This is a genomic window from Salmonella sp. SA14318, from assembly GCF_029866905.1.
GTDB lineage: Bacteria > Pseudomonadota > Gammaproteobacteria > Enterobacterales > Enterobacteriaceae > Salmonella > Salmonella enterica.
The window spans coordinates 2651376-2672896 of record NZ_CP123282.1; the positions used below are offsets into that span (position 1 = coordinate 2651376).

Below are 21521 nucleotides of genomic sequence, written 5' to 3' on the forward strand. Positions count from 1 at the left end.
CAGTTGTTAATAAAGGATAATAATAATGGCACATTTCTCAAGACTGCAAATAACGCTTCACTGGTTAACACTGCTCCTGACAGGCATCGCATATGCGGCTATTGAGTTACGGGGGTGGGCGCCAAAAGGCTCCAGCGTTTACCTGTTTATGAAAGACATGCACTATGACATGGGCGTTCTGGTCTGGGCGCTGATGTTTTTACGGTTATATCTTAAACACAAATACCCGGATCCGGTCATTACGCCTCCCCCTCCTCACTGGCAGCACGTAGCCGCTAAATTAATGCATATCGCGCTTTATCTCACTTTTCTCGCCTTGCCGCTGCTGGGCGTCGCGATGATGGCGTCAGGCGGGAAAAGCTGGAGCTTTTTTGGTTTTACTGTACCGGTATTTTTGACGCCAGATAGCACCCTAAAATCGGATATAAAGCGTATTCATGAAATGCTGGCCAATATCGGCTATTTCCTGATTGCCATGCATGCAGCAGCGGCGTTGTTTCACCATTACATACAAAAAGACGATACATTTTCAAGGATGTTACCCGGTAAATCATGACTATTCGGCCATCCCGGCGTGAGAGAGCACGCCGGGCAAGGCATTATTATTCCAGCGCTATCGGTTTCGACTGATAGCGCCTTATACCGTTTGTAATCGACAATATACGATATTTTTCCGGTTCCACGTGTAAGTGATATGTACGACGCTCCCCTCGCTAATAATAGCGGGATAAGAATACTCACCGCGGTCACTTTCCAGGTCCAGTAGCGGTAGCCATGATTCGCCATTATCCTGGGAAGCAATCAGTGAAAGCGGATAGCGCTTTCCCCAGTTGCCGTTGACCGGATTTAACGCAAGAATCAGCGTACCGTCCTGCATACTAACCAGATCGATACCACTATTATTATTCGGTAAAGATGTCGCGCGGGCAACAGACCAGGTAGCGCCATAGTCGATTGAATCACTGCGAAAAATTGCCCCGCGTGTGCTTCGTAACAACATATGGATATGCCCCGGAGAAGACTCCCACAGCGTAGGCTGAATAACACCATCCCAGCGCAGGAGGTTTTCCAGACAACATTCCCACAACACCCCCTTTTTTATACCATCCCACAACGCTACGTTTGTCCCGGAAATAGCGTTATCAGGCTCCAGCGGAACAAAAGAGATATTCCAGTGTTTTCCTTCGTCAGAGGATCGATCCACAAATGCCCTCCACCGTTCAGGACTTTCAATCGACCCTGGCGCAATCCAGGCGCCATTTGATGCCAGCAGGAGTTTATTTTTTACGGGACCGCGCGGCAAAATATCATCGTTGACCAACGGAGCTGGCGTACTCCAGGTAAATCCTCGATCGCTGGAGGTGATAAACCAGGTTTTCCACACGTGTACGTCGCTGCCTACTTTATAAAATAACCACAATTTATCCGACGGGTAAAATAACACTGGATTCCAGTGCGCTTCCCCCTCGCGTGCCGCCACTCGCTGCGGTGTTGTCCAGAGATTATGTTCATAGCGAGATAGCCAGATGGCTGTATCTTCGCTTCCTTCGCGCAACCCCGCGAACCATGCGGCCACGAGCGTACCGCACGGCAAGCGAACAAGCGTAGAGGCATGGCACTGGAAGGACCCGGTTCTGCTTTCCGGTAAAATGACCTGCCGATTGACGAGCACTAATTTCATACCTGCCTCTATTAAATAAGGTAAAAAGCATCAGCTTTTTTACGTATGAAAGTAGTGTTAGCAGAAATAGCATCAACGCGGTGAAAACGATGAACCGCTATACGAATTTATGTTCAGATATCGCGCCCATAACAGGCAGAATGTCGAGAGTGGACAAAAATTGGACTGACCTCGCGGATAATTCCAACTTACCGCCGTCCAATGGCGACGAGGTCAGTGGCACGGGATAATATAGAGGTCAGGGCTATAATATTTAGCGATCTGTGCCTACAAGCATGACGGGATACTTTTCGCTACAGGCAATGAAGGCCCGTCTAAACGGGCCTTCATTAACGCGATTATGATTTGTGTTCAATCGCCTTTGGTTTGCTTTCTATGGCAATTTTTTTCGGTTTCTCGCTTTCAGGGATCTCCTGGTAAATCTCGACCAACAAGAGGCCCTGTTCCAGTTTCGCATTATTCACCTTAGCATGTTCAGGCAAAGAAAAACTCAACTGGAAATCCGTCTTACGGATACCACGATAAATCCAGTGCGTCTGATCCTCTACCGTCTCTTCAGTGTGTTTACCCGTAATATTCAGGTTGCCGCCAACCGTTTCAATTTCAAGCTCTTCCTCTTTCCAGCCAGGAACGCTCACGGTAAGCAGATAGTTATTCGCATCGCGCTTTTGCAGATCGTAAGCTGGCGTCGCAGCGACTGGCGTATCTCCTGTTAATTGACTGAAAAGTCTATCAATACGGTTGAAACGGTCAGAGAAAAGAGAATCAGCAAACACGGGAAGTGCTGACAAGGTTCTGAGTGCCATCATTAACCTCCTGAATCACTATTCAAAAGTTCAACATCAAGGCAAGCATTGCTTGTCCACTGACTACATAGGGACGGAAAAAACATTTTCAAGTCTATAAAAGCCTTTTTTTAGTCACGAATTTAAGTAGTTAACGAAAAGTCTCATCCCGTTTATTGCCATTTCCGCTGTCCCTTCATCTTTACAATTTTTCTTCATCAGTAGAATTGATAATGATTATCAATTGCATTAGTGTATACAGGTTGGTTATGGCAGTGACCAACGCCCTTCTCCATTATCAAACCCAGCGCCGCCTTCGGGCGGCCTTTTGGGAGGAAATATGGTCGCCAAAAATAAAATTCACGGTCGTCGTATTCGTCAATCTCTGCAACAGTTACATCATCGTTGTCTTTTTCAGCAACTGGCGGTAAGCCCACCAGGAACAAAATATGTTTCAGTCACCGCTGAAACAAAAAACTGGCTTATTCATCTTGTGACTTCAGAGGGCCGCTAGCACGCGGTAGTGACTGTCCATGTTGTCGCTAAAATTTTAATGAAATGACTTTTATACACCTACAATTTGCGCCCGGCTACTCCGGGCGCCGTACCTGAAGATATGACACCCGTTGCCAACTGACAGGAATTTTAGTCATCGTCTCCGGCGTAGAAAAATTCGATATCTTTATTAAACCATTTATCAATGTTGTGCCACATCAGACAACCGGTCAGAAAACTTGCGATCAATATCCCTCCTATAAGCCACTTTTTCACATATACTCCTGAATAACCCCTGTTGATGCCATTATCTGATCGATAATAAAAAGACCATCATTTGAAGAAATAGTTTCACTGACAGATACCGTATGAAACGAGACAGTGAACAGTACCGTTTTCTTCGGTTTTTATGCCATAGTATTGAGCAGTGGTGACAATCATTTTCTATCGCACCATAATGATTTGCAGCCTATAGTTTATGATTTTAAGATTTGTCTACTCATCACATATGCCAGTGATGGATAAATTATAATACGCTTTTCTGGCGCACTTTTCGTCAGTAAACAGGAATACTACAGCATTCATCGTATTGATGCCGCCTTATCTCCCGTTCTTCAGGGAATTAACGACAATTTTATGCACAAAGGATACTAATGATGAAACGTAAATTGATCCCATTTACCCTCTTTCTCGCGACACTTAGCGCCAGTTCCACATCTATAGCAGCTTCGCAGGAGATTTCTAAATCTATATACACCTGTAATGATAACCAGGTTATGGAGGTGATTTACGTCAACACCGAGGCTGGAAACGCCTATGCGATTATCAGTCAGGTAAACGAGATGATCCCGATGCGGTTAATGAAAATGGCCTCCGGAGCAAATTACGAAGCCATAGACAAAAATTATACGTATAAACTTTATACCAAAGGCAAAACGGCTGAACTGGTGGAAGGTGATGATAAACCTGTTCTCAGTAACTGTTCCTTAGCTAACTAATCTTAAGAAATGCCTGAAGGCTCATCAGGCATTTCCACTTCAACCTTCCTGTAACGTAACGTTAAAGAATATGTGAATCACTACCATAGTATAATGGCTAATTAGTAACCACCTTTGAACATGGTTAATCCTATTTTTAAAGAAAAGTTCGAACTGTCTGAATTGTCGTTGTTGAGCGTTTAAATGTTTTGCTTTATTAAGTGACCCAGGTAGAATTCGCAGCGGCTGGTAACCATTCATATTCGCACTATTGAACGATCACCGGCCAACCGCGCCAGGGTCTTGCATACGCTCTGGCGCGGTTAAATCCCCAGGCCATAAACGAAATCACTGGTTTCTACTATTGATCGTATCTTTCACGTTAACCTGCATTATGCTTGCCCACCTGATGTAAAAAGACACCGCTCTGAACCATAGGGTGTGAATTTCATTTTATAAAAAATTGCGGTGCCGGGTGCCTCCCGGTGAACCATACCACAGTCAATATGGTTCGCGAGGAACATTAACTATTTGACTGGACGCCCCGCCGCAAAGGGGGATTCACCGCATAAGAAAAATCTACAACTCACAAGTAATAAAAGACAATAACATTTTTGTGCATTTTTTATAAATGACTATCTTGTCACGTAATAAATGAAATTATTCTGTAACAGGATTGCAAGACAATACTTATTCAAAACTGAAGTGGTCAGTGGGAGTCGAACCCACATCATCAGCCTGACACTGAGGTAATAACATTATACGATAACCACATTGGACCGCCACCGAGGCCTCGAACCTCGCACCATCAACTTAGGAGGTTGATGCTCTATCCAGCTGAGCTAGTGGCGGCTGGGGACTTCTGCCAGGCGCAAAAAAGGTGCTCTCCTGGATAAAATACATACCTTGCTACTTTTCAGTAGTCGTTCAACGGCGGGTACAATATGCGAAGGCGGTCACAAAATCTTGATGACATTGTGATTAATTCCAGGAAAATTTTTCAGAGTGAATCTTGTGAGATCTGGCGTTATTTACACCAGATTTTCCTTCCTGCTTATCACCTACCTGAGCAACCTTGATTGCTTACCACAATCCTTTATCTGTGCTTATGCTGGTGAGATGTTATGTACAGCGTCACTATGACGAAGAGAGTATGACGAAGAGAGAAAAGACAGGCAGGTACGTGTCACTGGTAAAGAAGCCCTGTTTTATTGACTGGCGGTGCGGAAGGCGAACCTTCCGCATAGCTTATGCTTTTCAGAAACGGTATCCAACCCCGACGTTGAAGCCGTTTATTTTTGTAGAGGAGATGTTGCTTCCTTCATACCCAACATCGACGACAATATTCTCCAGCGGATTCATCTGTACACCCGCGCCCCAGGCAAATCCCGTTTTCCTTGAGGAAATTTTGTTAGAAAAAGAATCGCCATCCTGAGTGGAATGTTCTTTAAATGTCGCCTTTACCGTGCCGACACCTGCCAGCGCGTATAACGAAAAATTGTCAGACAATCGATAGGCTGGCCCAACCATAAAAGAGCCGTACTTCACCTCAAACTTGTCATGGTAATGAATACCTTCAGGCTCAATAGACCCGGAAGCCTGGCTGTCTCCATATAAGTAACTTAGCGAGGAAATAAAACTTACCGGAGAGTCATCCTCATAACGGTATTTCACATTTACCCCTCGGATATTTTTGAAATCCTGAACTTTACTTTGTGCATACCCCACGGAAAAGGCGTTAGTATCGGCCTGTGCAACATTTACAACCAAAACGCTTGTAGTAATAACTAAAGTGGATAAAATAATATTTTTCATAACAACTCCTTAATACTACTTATTATTTACGGTGTGTTTAAACACCTGCAGTACCGATCCGGCATTCAGTTATCGCCACTATGCCGAATCGACAAAACCACGAATAATTCACCGCTATCGCTCCTGATGCGTTTACTTCCTGAAAGATATTTTTACTACCAAAGCGCTCTATCGCTCATTAAGGTAACCGGTTCTACAATGTCATCTAACTTTTATAGATTTGAATGCTAATTTTTCTCACGCATATATATTTAACAGAAACCATAAAGTGTTTAGCCACTATAGAACAACAAGTTCGACATACAACCCTTTGATATTTAAAGAAAAAACATCACAACCACATTAAGAAACCTGACGCCGAACGGCTAAAACATGTCATTAAGCAAACTCGCCATATAACCAGAACATATCGCATTGTGCTTCACAGTCCTCACGTGACGCTCCAGCCGCAATACCGTATATGCCATCGCAGGCACCGTAATCATATTCACCATGATGCTTAGCACGATTTATTCCCGCTCCGATTTAATCTTTTAATATGTCTATCAGTTACAACATTTCTTGTTATAAGAATAGAATCAACACCACAATTCCAACATAAATATCACCTGTGTTGAGAGAGAATTTACATTCCAGAAAAATAATAACGGACGCAAATATTGAACGCGCGATAAAAAAGTCTATTTCGCTATAAAACCCATTATTATTAAGAGTGGTTAACTCTTCGTTGAATAAAAAATGCCAATGACGTTCCATAATTCATTAGATGAACTTCACAAGTCATTACATATAACAGGAGGTGCTATGAAACATCATGCTTTTATGCTTTGGTCATTACTTATTTTTTCATTCCATGTTTTGGCCAGTTCAGGCCATTGTTCTGATTTACAACAGGCATCATGGGATATTTTTATCTACGATTTTGGTAGTAAAACCCCGCAACCACCTACAAATACCGATAAAAAGCAAGCCAGGCAGATTAGTTCACCATCCTGCCCGACGACAAAACCCATAATGTCCGCACCACCCAACGACGCCAGGAAAGGGAATACCTTCTCCAGAACATAATGTTATTTATCTACAATGGTGCCGAACGACCACTTTTAGCCATCCGGAAATCTTGATTGTCATCAAATATAGCTGGCATTATTTTTCCTGACGTGTATAGTGCGCCTCGTTATCCCCATTAAGGAATTTGTTTGTCTCGTAAAATGACAGGAATTGTCAAAACCTTTGATTGTAAGAGCGGTAAAGGTCTCATCACCCCCTCCGATGGACGCAAAGATGTTCAGGTCCACATTTCAGCATGTCGCCAACACGAAACAGAAGCGCTTATCCCCGGTATACGCGTTGAGTTTTGTCGTATTAATGGCCTCCGCGGACCTACCGCCGCCAACGTTTATCTTTCATAATTCGTCACTCGGCATTTTTTCAGAAAAATTTAGCTAGCCCGTATACCTCCGCAGTCTGTGCTATGAGGCTTTGCCTGAAAGGCTGCAGAATGTTTTCAGTGGCGAAAATCTAAAGGATTTATTTTGCTAATGACTCCTGTGACCTCTTTTATCATATATCGGGTGTCCCCCCCCCTTCTCACTTTGTTTAACGTGAAGAAATGTACAGCCGTTTTTCACTGTGATAGCATCTAATATTGCAAAAGTATTTAACGCTATATACCCATCGTCACAGGAGTGGCTGGCTGCGCGCATTTAACCGAAGTATTTATGTGATTCTATCGGAATTATCTCTATTGTCGCTCAATGCTACGTCATATTCAGTGGGTATAAATCGCCAATATAGTTGTAACGCTATTTATTTTTAGGGTAATAATTGAATGACTTTGCTTTCAGGAAAAACCACACTGGTTCTCTGCCTCTCCTCTATTTTATGTGGATGTACGACGAACGGCTTACCCACACCTTATAGTATTAATTTGTCGTTCCCGGTCATTACACAAAACCAGATTAATTCCGGTGGTTATTACATAAATGACGCGGAACAAATTCGGACAACTGATGGTCTGTGCCTTGATGCAGGCCCAGATCAACAGAATCGTTTGACGCTGCGGGAGTGTAAGCATGTGCAATCTCAGCTTTTCTCATTTCACCGAGACAGAATCACGCAGGGTGAGAAATGTCTGGATGCCGCAGGACAAGGTACAAAAGAAGGCACACCAATCATTCTTTATTCATGCACGGGTAATGATAACCAGCGCTGGCTCACTGATGATAACAAAATTAAGGGGAAACAGAGCCGAAAATGCCTGGGCACAAATAGCATTATTGTCAGAAAAGGCGACCCTGTTGTGTTGGCCGATTGCGATTTTAGTCGCGCCCTGGAATTTACCATCAGGTAGCAGGACACCGCTGTGAAGAGAGAGCCGCTAACCTCATGACACGACAACAGGTTAGCGACCTTTACTTCCACGTGCGGTCACGTCCGCAACGTCAGGATGACAAAACGGCGGCTAAACCTTGACACCAGTTATATACCCAGCTTAAATACTGGTCATCCAACCAGTAAAAAGGAAATGGCGATGTTCGTCGAACTCGTTTATGACAAGCGAAATGTTGAAGGTTTGCCAGGCGCACGCGAAATCATCCTCAATGAACTCACAAAACGCGTACATCAACTTTTTCCCGATGCGCAAGTGAAAGTTAAGCCAATGCAGGCGAACGCATTAAACAGTGACTGTACAAAAACCGAGAAAGAACGACTGCACCGTATGCTGGAAGAGATGTTTGAAGAGGCTGATATGTGGCTGGTCGCCGAATAACGTCCCCTCCTGCGAAAGCGACATGTCCGATCGAAAACAGCGCCCTGAGGCGCTGTCTGTGACGATATAACGCAAACGCCACCACTCAGAACATGTTGTTGTTGATATCTCAGACCGGTATGTGGAACCGACATTCATCGCTTCACTGGCCTGTCGGTATGAGTAGCCCTTATCAACAATCAGCTATGCGCATTCCAGCCTGAACTCTGAAAGTACGTTTGGTTTTTTTGTTTATTAAGAGCCTATCCCATTAGACTCTTTTATTCGCCAAACTGGCTTTAACGATTACGCCTACTGGGATAGGTTCTAAACTTATCATCAATACGTAAAATACCTATTTACGAACAAAAAGTAACAGGTAAAAATCCGAAATAAAACCAGCATAACTAAAACTTACTGCAGATATGCACACGCATTATTACTATGTTTCCAGGATAGTCTCGACCAGTCAAGACTATCTATTTTATATAAAAAAGGGAAATACTTCACATGAATAAAATACATGTTACATATAAAAATCTCTTACTTCCGATTACCTTCATCGCGGCAACTCTAATTAGCGCCTGTGATAACGATAAAGATGCCATGGCGGAAGCTGAAAAAAATCAAGAGAAATACATGCAAGAAATCCAGCAAAAAGAGCACCAGCAATCAATGTTCTTTTACGACAAAGCCGAAATGCAAAAAGCTATTGCCAATATCAACGCAAAAGGTGGAGCCAATCTTGCGATTATTGAAGTCCGTTTCTTCAAGGGCGGGTATTCATTCATTCGACAGAGCGTTAACACCCCTGCTAAAGTAGAGATGTTTAAATTTAACAACGGCTACTGGGGGGGACCTTCGCCTGTCAACTTAACCATCTTTGGCACTATAACAGAGGAGCAAAAACAAGAAGCACTAAAAGAGGCTTTATTCAAATTCGACTCGATCAATTTCAGCATTATACCAGAGCGTATTCAGGAAACAATTAAACGCGCTAACGCCAGTGGCATCATTTCCGTTACGGAAGATAGCGATATCGTTGTACGAGCAGAGATAGCTCATAATGGCGAATTCGTCTATGACATTACCATCACTGCTAAAAATACAGCACGTGCGGTAATGACCTTAAATAAGGATGGTTCTATTGCCGGATATGAGACCAAAGAACCTTTCGACCCAAAAAAAGAAGCCGAAAAAGCACAGCAACTTGTTGAACAATCGAGAAAAGACATTGAAAGTCAGCGTAAAAAAGCAGCTGAAAAGATGAACGAAATACAACAGACATTTAAAAAATAGCAGGCGATACAAACATTGATAAAAATTATAGCACGAAAGAGCGCGTGCCAGGTACTAAGGCACTGCCTGAAGACAGCGAATCGCCATTTCATTCTCTGACACTGTAATTTTTCGTACTCAAAATATTTATTTATTGAGTCTTTTTTGGATAACCAGGTGACGTTATGTGACGCCAGGAACCTGGTCCAGCGGGCGTACTTGTTGGAGCCAGTGTGAAGCCGGGCAGCGCGCAGAAACCGGAGCGTACACGTTGTACGTGAGAATTTCGAGCACTGCCCGACCTAAAAATGACGAATAAGATAGATATTTTAAAGAGGTAATATGAAGAATTTTTTCAAAATAATTACTGATTTCATCGCGAATATTTCCCTTGATCTATTTGCTATATTTTTATGCATGCTATTCGTATACAAAACAGGACCATCAATTGGTGTGATATCATTTTTTATTGCATTAATTATGTATCTCATTCTTCATTTTGTTTTTTACTCATTTCGTGAAAAAATCATAAAAAAATATTCAAATAAGTATTGAAAATTATTTTTTTGAGGTACAAGTTCAGCGTAATAAAACAGAGCAACTCAAAAACAAAAAATTAGGCGTAGCGAAGTGGTAGAGGACTGTCATGTACTGGACCGTGAGCTGGTCGGGAGAGCAATGTACGGGAAAGAGCGCAATACTGTCATTGATGGCAACAGATGATAAGCGACAAATGGAAAAATACAGGGTGTTGGTAAACCGTGTGGACACATCAAAACCTGACTGGCCTGATAGGCCTGTAAGCCAGTAATATAACATTGTGAAAAATCAGGCTGGCGTTAATAAAACACACCAGCCTGAGGTAATATTCAGTTCAGGATGAGCTGATGAAACATAATAGTCAGATATACCCTCAGTCCTGATATGGTTGATATAGTTTTCTGTAAAAAACTAACAACCACAAACATCACACCACCCCGGTGGCTTTAGCTCACCTTCTGGCCAATGGTCACACCAGCCTGGGTGAACCAATGATTCGGGGTTTGGCCAGCCACCGAAGGCGTGTTTTGTATTATCTGGTGGGGGTTTTGAATCACTGGCAGCCATCGCCGATGCCGAAAAGGCTGTAGCCGACAACACCAGAAGCAATGGGAAAAATACACGATGTCTCATAATATCACCCGTAAATATTAAGATTATCCTTGCTGTTAACTTCCCTCATTTTCAGCATAACTCATGCTTCATCATCATTGAATAAACAATTAAGTTTGTTGAACGAAAATTTACTTAAAGAAAAAATAATAAGCCTTAATATTTTTTGCAGTATTTTAATTTATAGCAGAATAAATGTACGTAGATGGCGTAAAAACCTGATGAGCAGGAATATCGATAGCCAGTAAATCACTCCTGTGGTAATGCAGGACACCTGATGACTGTTAAGGTCGCTTCATCTGTAGCGCCGGTGAATTCCAGCGATTTAAGTGAAAAGTAGCCAGCAGGCGCTTCTGCTGGTCCATATTCCTCTATTTTTCAGGCCATACTGAAGTGCCACACAGGTATCTGACAGAACGGTCCTGAGATAATAAATATAAAAGCAGTTACTGCCTACCTCAAGAAGTATGTGCTCATGATCATTTAAAGCTCTTTTAAAGAGACTGATAATAAGCTTGTCAATATAATATTATGCAGTCTCTATTAAGCGCCTGGTTTATTTGTTTTGCATAATCATATAGTTGACTTTTCGAGTAAGAATTTTCTTGCAAAGACAAATAAACGTGTTTTATATCTCTAAATAAGCATACATCACCATGAATATGAGCTTCTATATAATTCCCTTCATAGCCTGTACCATAATTAGAATGAGCTAAAAATTTTTCGCCCTTAGCCATTTTAACCAAACTCTTAAAGCAATTATAACCAAAAAAATCATTTTGACAGGATGCAATCAGGTTCTCCATATGGCAAAATGTAGATAATTTACTCGTATCCAGGCCAAATCTGTGACCGTAGATATCAAAAGGTGAGAATGTACAATTTGTTTTTACATTATCATTTAATTCAAAAAATGATTTCCCATAGGCGCTGGCACCTCCATTTTCACCGTTCAGAAAGTCCAGTGCAGCATAAATTGGTCTGCTTGTAGGGCTAAAAGTTTTACTGTTGGGAGTATATGCTACGGAAAAACCGCCTGTCTGACCATATGGGGCATAAGGTGAATCTGCAAGCTTCTCCAGTTCAAATGCTTTAGTTTCAACTGAATCACGCCCGACATTATAAGCAGGTAAATCTCCCGGTCTGCAACCTAATGCATAAGAGTTCAGATATTCTTTATTTTTTAAGAGAGAGACAAAGTCAATTTTTGCTGCATTAAAATTTATTGTCAGCCGGGCATTTTGTAAAATATCCACCATCTTATTTAGCAAGAGAGCGCAATCTATTTCGGCACCACACTCACGGCTTATCCGCCTGAGCGCTTTTTCTCTTATTATGTCAGCGTCGCGCTGACACCTGGAATGAATATGCGCAAGTACTTGTTTTCCAAAAAGGCGGCCATACACCTTTTTACGCTCTTCATTGCTGAGACCGCAAAACACTTCGTCAAAAGAAAGCCTGTACGCTGCGCTTACAGAACCGCTCACCGCTCCGCTTTCTGGAAATGGCGGAACATCTTCAACAACATTTTTAACTTGCTGAATATCTGAAGACAGAGGAGTACGTCCGACATTTTTTTCCTTATCTGTTTCCAGATATTCCGGAACCTTTACACTTCCACTATAGCAGATAGGTTTGAGCATATGTCTCCTGAATTTTTACGACTAATAGTATTCACTTTCGCTGACGTATTCTTTATCAGGCTGATATTTCAACACTTTTTAGCCGCCTTGTAGAAGTGCAAATAAAGACACTAATGATTTCATAAAATGCTTAATCTACCCACTATTGCAGGCAATAAATTATCACCTTTTATTGAAATATTATCCTGATAATAACAACAAATCTAATAAGGCACTTTCAAAAAATAGCCAAACCACACATCATAAAGAAAACCACACACAATCAAAATCGGTAACTATCAGCTTTCAACGGGGCTCAGGTTATCATGACGATCGGGGTAAAGGATGGATTACTATTGCGGTCAGAATTGAGGAAGTTTTGATAAATTTTTTTGATAAAATTTTGATAACCGTTCGAATGCTAATAATAAAAACGGGGACGTTAAGTCCCCGTTTTTGTTTTTAACAATTATCGTTATTACATATTTGCGATAATCGCGTCGCCAAACTCACTACATTTCAGCAGCTTAGCGCCTTCCATCAGGCGTTCAAAGTCATAGGTCACGGTCTTCGCGGCAATCGCGCCTTCCATACCTTTAACAATCAGATCCGCCGCTTCGAACCACTGCATGTGGCGCAGCATCATCTCCGCAGACAGAATAATGGAGCCTGGGTTGACTTTATCCTGGCCCGCATATTTCGGCGCAGTCCCGTGAGTCGCTTCAAACAACGCGCATTCGTCGCCGATATTCGCACCCGGTGCAATACCGATACCGCCAACCTGAGCCGCCAGGGCATCGGAAATATAGTCACCGTTCAGGTTCATACAGGCGATAACGTCGTATTCCGCCGGACGCAACAGGATCTGTTGCAGGAACGCATCGGCGATAACGTCTTTAACCACGATCTCTTTACCCGTGTTCGGGTTCTTAATTTTCAGCCACGGACCGCCGTCAATAAGCTCACCGCCGAACTCGTCGCGCGCCAACTGGTAGCCCCAGTCTTTAAACGCGCCTTCGGTGAACTTCATGATATTGCCTTTATGTACCAGCGTAACGGAATCGCGATCGTTGGTAATAGCGTATTCAATCGCCGCGCGAACCAGACGTTTAGTGCCTTCTTCAGAACACGGTTTGATACCGATACCGCAGTGCTCCGGGAAGCGAATTTTCTTCACGCCCATCTCTTCGCGCAGGAACTTGATCACTTTCTCAGCGTCTGCAGAGTCAGCTTTCCATTCAATTCCGGCGTAGATGTCTTCAGAGTTTTCACGGAAGATGACCATATCGGTCAGCTCCGGATGTTTCACCGGACTTGGCGTGCCCTGATAGTAACGAACGGGACGCAGACAAACGTACAGGTCAAGCTCCTGACGCAGGGCAACGTTCAGAGAGCGAATACCGCCGCCAACCGGCGTGGTCAACGGACCTTTAATCGCTACTCGGTAGTCACGAATTAAATCAAGGGTTTCAGCGGGAAGCCAGACATCCTGGCCGTAAACCTGTGTGGATTTTTCTCCGGTGTAAATTTCCATCCAGGAAATTTTACGCTCGCCTTTATAGGCTTTCTCGACGGCGGCATCGACCACTTTAAGCATGGCTGGAGTGACATCAACACCGATACCATCGCCTTCAATAAACGGGATAATCGGATTCTCAGGAACGTTGAGTTTGCCGTTTTGCAGGGTGATCTTCTTACCTTCCACCGGAACAACTACTTTGCTTTCCATTCACCTCTCCTTCGAGCGCTTCTGGTTTGCTCGTCTGTCATCGCGCTGCATGTGCAATGGCGTCCTGCTGCACGACTGCGTTAGAGCAATTTTTTGTTAATGTTTTGTAATGAGCATGTCAATACTACCCTATTGTTTGCCGCCATGAAAGACACTCATTATTGCGCTATAATGCGGCAATTAATAAGTTCTGAAAACACCATGCAAAAAACTTCTTTTAGAAATCACTACGTTAAGCGATTCAGCTCACGACAAGCATCTAAATCACGGAAAGAAAACCAGCTAAAACGCGTGGTTTTGTTCAATAAACCTTACGATGTGTTGCCGCAGTTCACGGATGAAGCAGGTCGCCGCACGTTAAAAGATTTTATTCCTGTGCAAGGCGTTTATGCCGCAGGCCGCCTGGACCGCGACAGCGAAGGGCTTTTGGTGCTGACTAATGACGGCGCGCTGCAGGCGCGCCTCACGCAACCGGGCAAACGCACCGGCAAGATTTACTATGTTCAGGTAGAAGGTATACCGGATAATGCAGCGCTGCAGGCGCTTCGTACTGGCGTCACGCTCAACGATGGCCCTACCCTGCCCGCCGGTATTGAGATTGTCGCGGAGCCTGACTGGCTGTGGCCGCGCACCCCGCCGATTCGCGAACGGAAGAATATTCCCACCAGTTGGCTAAAAGTCACCTTATATGAAGGCCGCAACCGCCAGGTAAGACGCATGACAGCGCATGTCGGTCATCCCACTCTACGATTAATTCGTTACAGCATGGGCGACTACACGCTCAACGGCCTCGATAATGGACAGTGGCGCGAGATCGCACAGGAGAAAGACAGATGAAACGGCTTCTCATTGCTTTTGCTTTATTAACACCGTTATCCGTTAAGGCGGCCAGCTTCGACTGCCAGAAAGCGCAGGCTGCGGATGAAAAGGCTATCTGCGCGCACCTGACGCTGAATGATAAAGACGTGGAAATGCACACCAAATATCAGTTTCTGAAAGGGTTGTTCGCGATGGGCAGTCGCGGCGCGCTGCAGGACGCCCAGCAGAGCTGGCTTAAACAGCGTCAGCAGTGCAAGGCCGACGTCACCTGCCTGACAAAAGCTTATAACGAGCGTCTGAAACAGCTTGACGCGATCTATGACCACATTGATAAACCGCTTTAATAAGGATGCCTATGTTCAAGCCGCACGTGACCGTTGCCTGCATCGTACATGCCGAAGATAAATTTCTGGTGGTGGAAGAGACCATCAACGGTAAATCGTTATGGAATCAACCTGCCGGACACCTGGAGGCAGATGAAACGCTGGCGCAGGCCGCCGCGCGAGAACTGTGGGAAGAGACTGGCATCACGGCGCAACCACAGTATTTTATCCGTATGCATCAGTGGATTGCGCCGGATAAAACCCCGTTCCTACGCTTTTTATTCGCTATCAAGCTTGATCATATTTGCGCGACCAACCCCCATGACAATGACATCGATTGCTGCCATTGGGTGAGCGCCGACGAGATTCTGAACGCGCCTAATTTACGTTCTCCGCTGGTGGCTGAAAGCATTCGCAGTTATCAAACGGGACAATGTTACCCCTTATCTATAGTGGGCGAATTTAACTGGCCGTTTACAGAGGGTGTCAAGTAAAGGGCTGCGTGGTAGAATACGCCGCCTTGAAGTTCAATGTCGCGAGTATTCCAATGTCAGAAAGCCCAAAAAAAGTGATCGTCGGCATGTCCGGCGGTGTCGATTCCTCCGTTTCCGCCTGGCTGTTGCAACAACAGGGTTATCAGGTAGAAGGCCTGTTCATGAAGAACTGGGAAGAGGACGATGGTGAGGAATACTGTACCGCGGCAGCCGATCTGGCTGACGCGCAGGCCGTGTGCGACAAGCTTGGCATTGAACTGCATACCGTTAATTTTGCCGCAGAATATTGGGATAACGTCTTTGAACTGTTCCTTGAAGAGTACAAAGCGGGCCGTACGCCGAATCCGGATATTCTGTGCAATAAAGAGATCAAATTTAAAGCCTTCCTTGAATTTGCCGCAGAAGATTTAGGCGCCGACTATATCGCCACCGGTCACTACGTCCGCCGCGCGGATGTAAACGGCAAAAGCCGGTTGTTGCGCGGGCTCGACGGTAACAAAGATCAGAGCTACTTCCTCTACACGCTTGGCCATGAGCAGATTGCGCAAAGTCTGTTCCCGGTTGGCGAGCTGGAAAAACCGCAGGTGCGTAAAATCGCCGAAGATTTGGGGCTGGTAACCGCAAAGAAAAAAGATTCTACCGGCATCTGCTTTATCGGCGAGCGCAAATTCCGCGACTTCTTAGGGCGCTATCTGCCTGCGCAGCCGGGGAAAATCATTACCGTTGACGGCGATGAAATCGGCGAGCATCAGGGTCTGATGTATCATACGCTCGGTCAGCGTAAAGGGCTGGGAATCGGCGGCACCAAAGACGGTAGCGAAGACCCCTGGTATGTGGTGGATAAAGACGTTGAAAACAATGTGTTAATTGTCGCCCAGGGGCATGAGCACCCACGCCTGATGTCGGTAGGCCTCATCGCCCAGCAGCTACATTGGGTCGATCGCGAACCGTTCACCGGCACCCTGCGCTGTACGGTAAAAACCCGCTACCGCCAGACCGATATTCCGTGCACGATTAACGCGCTGGATGACGATCGTATCGAGGTCATTTTTGACGAGCCGGTTGCCGCCGTTACGCCGGGCCAGTCCGCTGTCTTTTACAGCGGCGAAGTCTGCCTGGGCGGCGGCATTATAGAGCAGCGACTGCCGCTGACGGTCTGATTATTCAATACACAACACCATCCAAGTCGCCTCGAAGCGGCTTAAAAGATGAAGTGTATTTTATTTGATACAAGGAAGCAGTGATTGTGGCAAAGAATTATTATGACATCACCCTCGCGCTGTCTGGCATTTGCCAGTCGGCACGCCTGGTGCAACAACTGGCGCACCAGGGACACTGTGATGCCGACGCGTTGCACGTTTCACTCAACAGTGTCATTGATATGAATCCCAGTTCTACTCTGGGCGTGTTCGGCGGCAGCGAAGCCAACCTGCGTCTTGGTCTGGAAACACTGCTCGGCGTGCTGAATGCCAGCAGCCGACAAGGACTTAACGCCGAACTGACGCGTTATACGCTTAGCCTGATGGTGCTGGAGCGCAAGCTGTCATCCGCCAAAGGCGCATTGAATACGTTAGGCGATCGCATTAACGGCCTGCAGCGCCAGCTTGATCATTTTGATTTACAGTCAGACACGTTAATGAGCGCCATGGCGGGCATCTACGTAGATGTGATTAGCCCATTGGGCCCGCGCATTCAGGTGACGGGCTCCCCGGCCGTTCTGCAAAGTCCGCAGGTGCAGGCCAAAGTCCGCGCCTCGCTACTGGCAGGCATCCGTGCAGCCGTGCTCTGGCATCAGGTAGGCGGTGGTCGCCTACAGCTTATGTTTTCTCGTCATCGCCTGACGACTCAGGCAAAACAAATTCTTGCTCATTTAACCCCGGAGTTATGATCTATGGAATTATCCTCACTGACCGCCGTTTCCCCTGTCGATGGACGCTACGGCGATAAAGTCAGCGCGCTGCGCGGAATTTTTAGCGAATACGGTTTGCTGAAATTTCGTGTACAAGTCGAAGTACGTTGGCTGCAGAAATTAGCCGCGCACGCAGCGATCAAGGAAGTTCCTGCTTTTGCTGCCGACGCAAACGGTTACCTGGATACGCTTGTGGCAAACTTCAATGAAGAAGATGCCGCGCGCATTAAAACCATTGAGCGTACGACTAACCATGATGTGAAGGCAGTTGAGTATTTCCTGAAAGAAAAAGTCGCCGCGATCCCGGCGCTACATGACGTTTCCGAGTTTATCCACTTTGCCTGCACTTCTGAGGACATTAACAACCTGTCGCACGCGTTAATGCTCAAAACCGCGCGCGATGAAGTGATCCTGCCTTACTGGCGTCAGGTGATTAACGCGGTTAAAGATCTCGCCACGCAGTATCGCGATATTCCTCTGCTCTCCCGTACCCACGGTCAACCTGCCACCCCGTCTACGCTGGGCAAAGAAATGGCTAACGTGGCTTACCGTATGGAGCGTCAGTTCCGCCAGCTCAACCAGGTGGAGATCCTCGGTAAAATCAACGGCGCCGTAGGCAACTATAACGCGCATATCGCCGCCTATCCGGAAGTTGACTGGCATCAGTTCAGCGAAGAGTTCGTCACCTCGCTGGGCATCCAGTGGAATCCTTACACCACCCAGATTGAACCGCATGATTATATTGCGGAACTGTTTGACTGTATCGCGCGCTTTAACACCATCCTGATTGATTTCGATCGCGATGTCTGGGGCTATATTGCGTTGAACCATTTCAAACAGAAAACCATCGCCGGGGAGATCGGTTCTTCTACCATGCCGCATAAAGTTAACCCCATTGACTTTGAAAACTCAGAAGGCAACCTCGGTCTGTCTAATGCAGTGTTGCACCATCTGGCAAACAAACTGCCGGTTTCCCGCTGGCAGCGCGATCTGACCGACTCAACCGTTCTGCGTAACCTGGGTGTCGGCATCGGCTATGCGCTTATCGCTTATCAGTCCACCCTGAAGGGCGTCAGCAAGCTGGAAGTAAACCGCGATCATCTGCTTGACGAACTGGATCACAACTGGGAAGTATTAGCCGAGCCGATCCAGACCGTCATGCGCCGCTATGGTATTGAAAAACCATATGAAAAACTGAAAGAATTGACCCGTGGCAAGCGTGTTGATGCCGAAGGAATGAAACAGTTTATTGATAGTCTGGCCCTGCCGGAAGCAGAAAAAACGCGCCTTAAAGCCATGACGCCGGCAAATTATATCGGTCGCGCTGTGACTCTGGTCGACGAACTTAAATAATGCCTGCCTCACCCTCTTTTCTTCAGAAAGAGGGTGACTATTTGTCTGGTTTATTAACTGTTTATCCCCAAAGCACCATAATCAACGCTAGACTGTTCTTATTGTTAACACAAGGGAGAAGAGATGATGCGCGTACTGGTTGTAGAGGATAATGCATTATTACGCCACCACCTGAAGGTTCAGCTCCAGGATTCAGGTCACCAGGTCGATGCCGCAGAAGATGCCAGGGAAGCTGATTACTACCTTAATGAACACCTTCCGGATATCGCTATTGTCGATTTAGGTCTGCCGGATGAAGACGGCCTTTCCTTAATACGCCGCTGGCGCAGCAGTGATGTTTCACTGCCGGTTCTGGTGTTAACCGCGCGCGAAGGCTGGCAGGATAAAGTCGAGGTTCTCAGCTCCGGGGCCGATGACTACGTAACGAAGCCATTCCACATCGAAGAGGTAATGGCGCGTATGCAGGCGTTAATGCGCCGTAATAGCGGTCTGGCCTCCCAGGTGATCAACATCCCGCCTTTCCAGGTGGATCTCTCACGCCGGGAATTATCCGTCAATGAAGAGGTCATCAAACTCACGGCGTTCGAATACACCATTATGGAAACGCTTATCCGTAACAACGGTAAAGTGGTCAGCAAGGATTCGCTGATGCTTCAACTGTATCCGGATGCGGAACTGCGGGAAAGTCATACCATTGATGTTCTCATGGGGCGTCTGCGGAAAAAAATACAGGCCCAGTATCCGCACGATGTCATTACCACCGTACGCGGACAAGGATATCTTTTTGAATTGCGCTAATGAATAAATTTGCTCGCCATTTTCTGCCGCTGTCGCTGCGGGTTCGTTTTTTGCTGGCGACAGCCGGCGTCGTGCTGGTGCTTTCTCTGGCATATGGTATAGTGGCGCTGGTCGGCTATAGCGTAAGTTTTGATAAAACCACCTTTCGTTTGCTGCGCGGCGAAAGCAACCTGTTTTATACCCTCGCCAAATGGGAAAATAATAAAATCAGCGTTGAGCTGCCTGAAAATCTGGACATGCAAAGCCCGACCATGACGCTGATTTACGATGAAACGGGCAAATTATTATGGACGCAGCGCAATATCCCCTGGCTGATTAAAAGCATTCAACCGGAATGGTTAAAAACGAACGGCTTCCATGAAATTGAAACCAACGTAGACGCTACCAGCACGCTGTTGAGCGAGGATCATTCCGCGCAGGAAAAACTTAAAGAAGTACGTGAAGATGACGATGATGCGGAGATGACCCACTCGGTAGCGGTAAATATTTATCCTGCCACGGCGCGGATGCCGCAGTTAACCATCGTGGTGGTCGATACCATTCCGATAGAGCTAAAACGCTCCTATATGGTGTGGAGCTGGTTCGTATACGTGCTGGCCGCCAATTTACTGTTAGTCATTCCTTTACTGTGGATCGCCGCCTGGTGGAGCTTACGCCCTATCGAGGCGCTGGCGCGGGAAGTCCGCGAGCTTGAAGATCATCACCGCGAAATGCTCAATCCGGAGACGACGCGTGAGCTGACCAGCCTTGTGCGCAACCTTAATCAACTGCTCAAAAGCGAGCGTGAACGTTATAACAAATACCGCACGACCCTGACCGACCTGACGCACAGTTTAAAAACGCCGCTCGCGGTTTTGCAGAGTACGTTACGCTCTTTACGCAACGAAAAGATGAGCGTCAGCAAAGCTGAACCGGTGATGCTGGAACAGATCAGCCGGATTTCCCAGCAGATCGGCTATTATCTGCATCGCGCCAGTATGCGCGGTAGCGGCGTGTTGTTAAGCCGCGAACTGCATCCCGTCGCGCCGTTGTTAGATAACCTGATCTCCGCGCTAAATAAAGTTTATCAGCGTAAAGGGGTGAATATCAGTATGGATATTTCACCAGAGATCAGTTTTGTCGGCGAGCAAAACGACTTTGTCGAAGTAATGGGCAACGTACTGGACAACGCTTGTAAATATTGCCTGGAGTTTGTCGAGATTTCGGCTCGCCAGACCGACGATCATTTGCATATTTTCGTCGAAGATGACGGCCCAGGCATTCCCCACAGCAAACGTTCCCTGGTGTTTGATCGCGGTCAGCGCGCCGATACCCTACGACCAGGACAAGGCGTGGGGCTGGCTGTCGCGCGCGAGATTACGGAACAATACGCCGGGCAGATCATTGCCAGCGACAGTCTGCTCGGCGGTGCCCGTATGGAGGTCGTTTTTGGCCGACAGCATCCCACACAGAAAGAGGAATAAACATTTCTGTGCGTTCTTCCACGCATCTCGTTAAGCATCCGTTATAATCGGTGTCAGATACCAGCCTGCGGATACT

General features: G+C 46.0%; 23 protein-coding genes, 1 tRNA gene and 2 pseudogenes. 18 read left to right on the forward strand and 8 right to left on the reverse strand.

Annotated features, from left to right (window positions below; translation table 11 throughout):
- Positions 1-25 precede the first annotated feature (25 nt).
- The gene (locus tag QEN32_RS12775; protein ID WP_000929974.1) at positions 26-556 is read left to right on the forward strand and encodes a cytochrome b; all 531 of its coding nucleotides are present in this window, start codon (positions 26-28) and stop codon (positions 554-556) included.
- A gap of 81 nt (positions 557-637) precedes the next feature.
- Here QEN32_RS12775 and QEN32_RS12780 read toward each other — a convergent pair whose 3' ends face one another.
- The 4 genes from QEN32_RS12780 to QEN32_RS12795 form a co-directional block, all read right to left on the reverse strand.
- Positions 638-1681, reverse strand: a complete 1044-nt coding sequence (locus QEN32_RS12780; RefSeq protein WP_197391719.1) for an exo-alpha-sialidase — start codon at positions 1679-1681, stop codon at positions 638-640.
- Positions 1682-2019: 338 nt separating this feature from the next.
- Positions 2020-2487 carry an Hsp20 family protein gene (locus QEN32_RS12785; RefSeq protein ID WP_017440978.1) on the reverse strand — a complete coding sequence of 156 codons (468 nt, stop codon included), beginning with the start codon at positions 2485-2487 and terminating at the stop codon, positions 2020-2022.
- A 197-nt stretch (positions 2488-2684) separates the two neighbouring features.
- Complete coding sequence (locus QEN32_RS12790) at positions 2685-2912, reverse strand: hypothetical protein (RefSeq protein ID WP_077950906.1); 228 nt, start codon at positions 2910-2912, stop codon at positions 2685-2687.
- Positions 2913-3111: 199 nt separating this feature from the next.
- A complete protein-coding gene (locus QEN32_RS12795) occupies positions 3112-3237 on the reverse strand; it encodes a hypothetical protein (protein ID WP_000758944.1) in 126 nt (41 codons plus the stop codon).
- A 377-nt stretch (positions 3238-3614) separates the two neighbouring features.
- Between QEN32_RS12795 and QEN32_RS12800 the strand changes: the two genes are divergently transcribed.
- Positions 3615-3959: a c-type lysozyme inhibitor gene (locus tag QEN32_RS12800; protein WP_000977728.1), complete on the forward strand. Its 345-nt coding sequence runs from the start codon at positions 3615-3617 to the stop codon at positions 3957-3959.
- A gap of 754 nt (positions 3960-4713) precedes the next feature.
- Here QEN32_RS12800 and QEN32_RS12805 read toward each other — a convergent pair.
- Positions 4714-4790, reverse strand: a tRNA-Arg gene (locus QEN32_RS12805).
- A 405-nt stretch (positions 4791-5195) separates the two neighbouring features.
- Entirely contained in the window at positions 5196-5753 is a 558-nt protein-coding gene (pagC, locus tag QEN32_RS12810; RefSeq protein ID WP_000789472.1) for a virulence membrane protein PagC, read from the reverse strand.
- A gap of 804 nt (positions 5754-6557) precedes the next feature.
- Here pagC and pagD point away from each other — a divergent pair.
- The 8 genes and pseudogenes from pagD to QEN32_RS12850 form a co-directional block, all read left to right on the forward strand.
- On the forward strand, positions 6558-6821 hold the full coding sequence (gene pagD / locus QEN32_RS12815; RefSeq protein WP_265322157.1) for a virulence protein PagD: 264 nt from the start codon (positions 6558-6560) through the stop codon (positions 6819-6821).
- A 131-nt stretch (positions 6822-6952) separates the two neighbouring features.
- The gene (gene cspF / locus QEN32_RS12820; RefSeq protein ID WP_001537306.1) at positions 6953-7165 is read left to right on the forward strand and encodes a cold shock-like protein CspF; all 213 of its coding nucleotides are present in this window, start codon (positions 6953-6955) and stop codon (positions 7163-7165) included.
- Between the two features lie 419 nt (positions 7166-7584).
- On the forward strand, positions 7585-8106 hold the full coding sequence (locus tag QEN32_RS12825) for an RICIN domain-containing protein (protein ID WP_001520581.1): 522 nt from the start codon (positions 7585-7587) through the stop codon (positions 8104-8106).
- 180 nt (positions 8107-8286) lie between these two features.
- Complete coding sequence (gene msgA, locus QEN32_RS12830; protein WP_000497451.1) at positions 8287-8526, forward strand: virulence protein MsgA; 240 nt, start codon at positions 8287-8289, stop codon at positions 8524-8526.
- A gap of 489 nt (positions 8527-9015) precedes the next feature.
- Positions 9016-9804, forward strand: a complete 789-nt coding sequence (locus QEN32_RS12835; RefSeq protein ID WP_001033390.1) for a hypothetical protein — start codon at positions 9016-9018, stop codon at positions 9802-9804.
- 321 nt (positions 9805-10125) lie between these two features.
- Positions 10126-10338: a hypothetical protein gene (locus tag QEN32_RS12840; RefSeq protein WP_000787630.1), complete on the forward strand. Its 213-nt coding sequence runs from the start codon at positions 10126-10128 to the stop codon at positions 10336-10338.
- A gap of 181 nt (positions 10339-10519) precedes the next feature.
- Positions 10520-10594, forward strand: a pseudogene (locus QEN32_RS12845) (tail fiber assembly protein); the annotation flags it as partial.
- 391 nt (positions 10595-10985) lie between these two features.
- Positions 10986-11168 (forward strand): annotated as a pseudogene (locus QEN32_RS12850) (hypothetical protein); the annotation flags it as partial.
- A gap of 285 nt (positions 11169-11453) precedes the next feature.
- Here QEN32_RS12850 and sopF read toward each other — a convergent pair.
- Both sopF and icd read right to left on the reverse strand, forming a co-directional pair.
- Positions 11454-12578 carry a type III secretion system effector SopF gene (gene sopF / locus QEN32_RS12855; protein WP_000917278.1) on the reverse strand — a complete coding sequence of 375 codons (1125 nt, stop codon included), beginning with the start codon at positions 12576-12578 and terminating at the stop codon, positions 11454-11456.
- Positions 12579-13035: 457 nt separating this feature from the next.
- On the reverse strand, positions 13036-14286 hold the full coding sequence (icd, locus tag QEN32_RS12860) for an NADP-dependent isocitrate dehydrogenase (protein WP_000444508.1): 1251 nt from the start codon (positions 14284-14286) through the stop codon (positions 13036-13038).
- A gap of 171 nt (positions 14287-14457) precedes the next feature.
- On the opposite strand from icd, the gene rluE reads away from it, so the two are divergent.
- From rluE to phoQ, 8 genes are all read left to right on the forward strand, one after another.
- Complete coding sequence (gene rluE / locus QEN32_RS12865) at positions 14458-15123, forward strand: 23S rRNA pseudouridine(2457) synthase RluE (RefSeq protein ID WP_001249408.1); 666 nt, start codon at positions 14458-14460, stop codon at positions 15121-15123.
- Positions 15120-15449, forward strand: a complete 330-nt coding sequence (locus tag QEN32_RS12870; protein ID WP_000825953.1) for a lysozyme inhibitor LprI family protein — start codon at positions 15120-15122, stop codon at positions 15447-15449. Before rluE ends, QEN32_RS12870 begins: the two co-directional genes overlap by 4 nt.
- Positions 15450-15460: 11 nt before the next feature.
- On the forward strand, positions 15461-15922 hold the full coding sequence (locus QEN32_RS12875) for an NUDIX hydrolase (RefSeq protein WP_000476071.1): 462 nt from the start codon (positions 15461-15463) through the stop codon (positions 15920-15922).
- Positions 15923-15975: 53 nt separating this feature from the next.
- The gene (gene mnmA / locus QEN32_RS12880; protein ID WP_000004540.1) at positions 15976-17082 is read left to right on the forward strand and encodes a tRNA 2-thiouridine(34) synthase MnmA; all 1107 of its coding nucleotides are present in this window, start codon (positions 15976-15978) and stop codon (positions 17080-17082) included.
- A gap of 86 nt (positions 17083-17168) precedes the next feature.
- Positions 17169-17810: a high frequency lysogenization protein HflD gene (gene hflD, locus QEN32_RS12885; RefSeq protein WP_001519653.1), complete on the forward strand. Its 642-nt coding sequence runs from the start codon at positions 17169-17171 to the stop codon at positions 17808-17810.
- Positions 17811-17813: 3 nt separating this feature from the next.
- Positions 17814-19184: an adenylosuccinate lyase gene (gene purB / locus QEN32_RS12890; protein ID WP_000423763.1), complete on the forward strand. Its 1371-nt coding sequence runs from the start codon at positions 17814-17816 to the stop codon at positions 19182-19184.
- A 126-nt stretch (positions 19185-19310) separates the two neighbouring features.
- Positions 19311-19982: a two-component system response regulator PhoP gene (phoP, locus tag QEN32_RS12895; RefSeq protein WP_001537766.1), complete on the forward strand. Its 672-nt coding sequence runs from the start codon at positions 19311-19313 to the stop codon at positions 19980-19982.
- Positions 19982-21445: a two-component system sensor histidine kinase PhoQ gene (gene phoQ / locus QEN32_RS12900; protein WP_001031687.1), complete on the forward strand. Its 1464-nt coding sequence runs from the start codon at positions 19982-19984 to the stop codon at positions 21443-21445. Before phoP ends, phoQ begins: the two co-directional genes overlap by 1 nt.
- Positions 21446-21521 lie beyond the last annotated feature (76 nt).